A 1,533-nucleotide genomic window follows, 5' to 3' on the forward strand; every position below is an offset into this window, starting at 1 on the left:
GGGGGGTACAGCCTACCCAGTACGCCTACGATGCGGCAGGTCGCTTGGCCTATACCCAGGATGCCGATGGCAACCGTGTGTATCAGCTCTACGACGAAGCCAACCGGCTGGTTGGCGAATTGCACGGCGGCACCCGCACCCTGACCGAACACATTTATAACGCCAGGGGCGAGAAAGTCCGCACGGTGCGTTATGCCACCCCGGTCAGCCAGACCGCGCTGGCAACGCTGGTCGTCAATGGCCAGCCGGCCAATCCGACCCTTGCCAGCCTGCGCCCGGCTGCTGACACCGCGCATGATTTGAGTGGCTGGTTCTTCTACGACAAGGCTGGCCGTCTGACCAAGGCGGTCGATGCCCTGGGTTATGTCACCGAAACCCGCTACGACGGCGCCGGTCGGGTCGTGGCGGAAGTCCGTTATGCCACCCCGCTCGCCACCCAGCCCACCGCCAGCAGCCGGGCGGAAGACATCCAGCCAGCCACCGCCAACAGCCGCACCAGCCGTCGCTTTTATGATGGTGATGGCAAGCTGACCGGTTCGCTGGATGCGGCGGGCTATCTGACGACGATTGAATACGACAATGCCGGCCGGGCCTGGCATAGCACCCGCTTTGCCACGGCCGTCAACCCCTCTTTGATGGCCACAGGCACCCTGGCCCAATTGCTGCCGACGGCCGACGCCAGCAATGATCAGCACAGCTACACCCTGTATGACGCCCAGAACCGCGTGGTTGCCAGCCTCGATGCAGAGCGTTATCTGAGCGAAGTCCGCTACGACGCAGCCGGCAACAAGCTGAGCGAAACCCGCTACGCCAGCCGCGTGGGCAGTGGTATATCCGTCAGCGTCAGCAGCACGGTTGACAGCCTGCGCCCAGCCGCCTCGCCGCTCGACAACAGCCAGAGCTTTACCTACACCAAGCTCAACCAGATCGACACCAGCACCGCCACCGATGGCACCGTCAATCGCTTCGGCTACAACGAGATTGGCCTGCGCACCAGCGCCAGCCTGGGCGACGGCGTCCCTGCCGAGAACCGTCGCAGCCTGACCCGCTACAACGCCCTTGGTCAGGTGATTGCCGAACTCAGTGGCGAAGGCGCCGCACTGGCGCTGGCCAGCAGCGATGCCACTGCCATCGAGGCGATCTGGACCAAGTATGGCACCCGCTACCAATACGATGCCGCCGGCCGCCGTACCGCCGCCCTCAGCCAGAACCCGGACGACGGCAGCAGCCTGCGCACCCTGTTCTACTACGACACCGCTGGCCGCCTGCTCTACACCATCAACCCGCTGGGCGAAGCCTCGGGGGTGGCTTACAACACGCTGGGCCAGGTTTCCGACAGCCGCAAGCTGGCCACCCGGATTCCCGCCGCCACCCTGGCCACCTTGCAAGGGGGTCTCACCAATCCGGGCATCGACACCTTGCTGAGTAACCTGTTCAGCGCCGTCGATGCTGGCGAACACTACGAATACAACGTCCGGGGTGAGCGGGTATTGACCCAGACCGGCGTTGGCGGTCGCAGCGAAGTCGATTTCA

Annotated in this window: 1 protein-coding gene; it reads left to right on the forward strand. The window is 64.4% G+C overall.

The features are described from left to right. Positions 1-1,533 (forward strand): RHS repeat domain-containing protein (locus tag PZA18_RS23840; RefSeq protein ID WP_284103393.1); only part of this gene is annotated, 1,533 nt, incomplete at both ends.

Source organism: Parachitinimonas caeni, from assembly GCF_030129945.1.
Classification (GTDB): Bacteria; Pseudomonadota; Gammaproteobacteria; order Burkholderiales; family Chitinimonadaceae; genus Parachitinimonas; species Parachitinimonas caeni.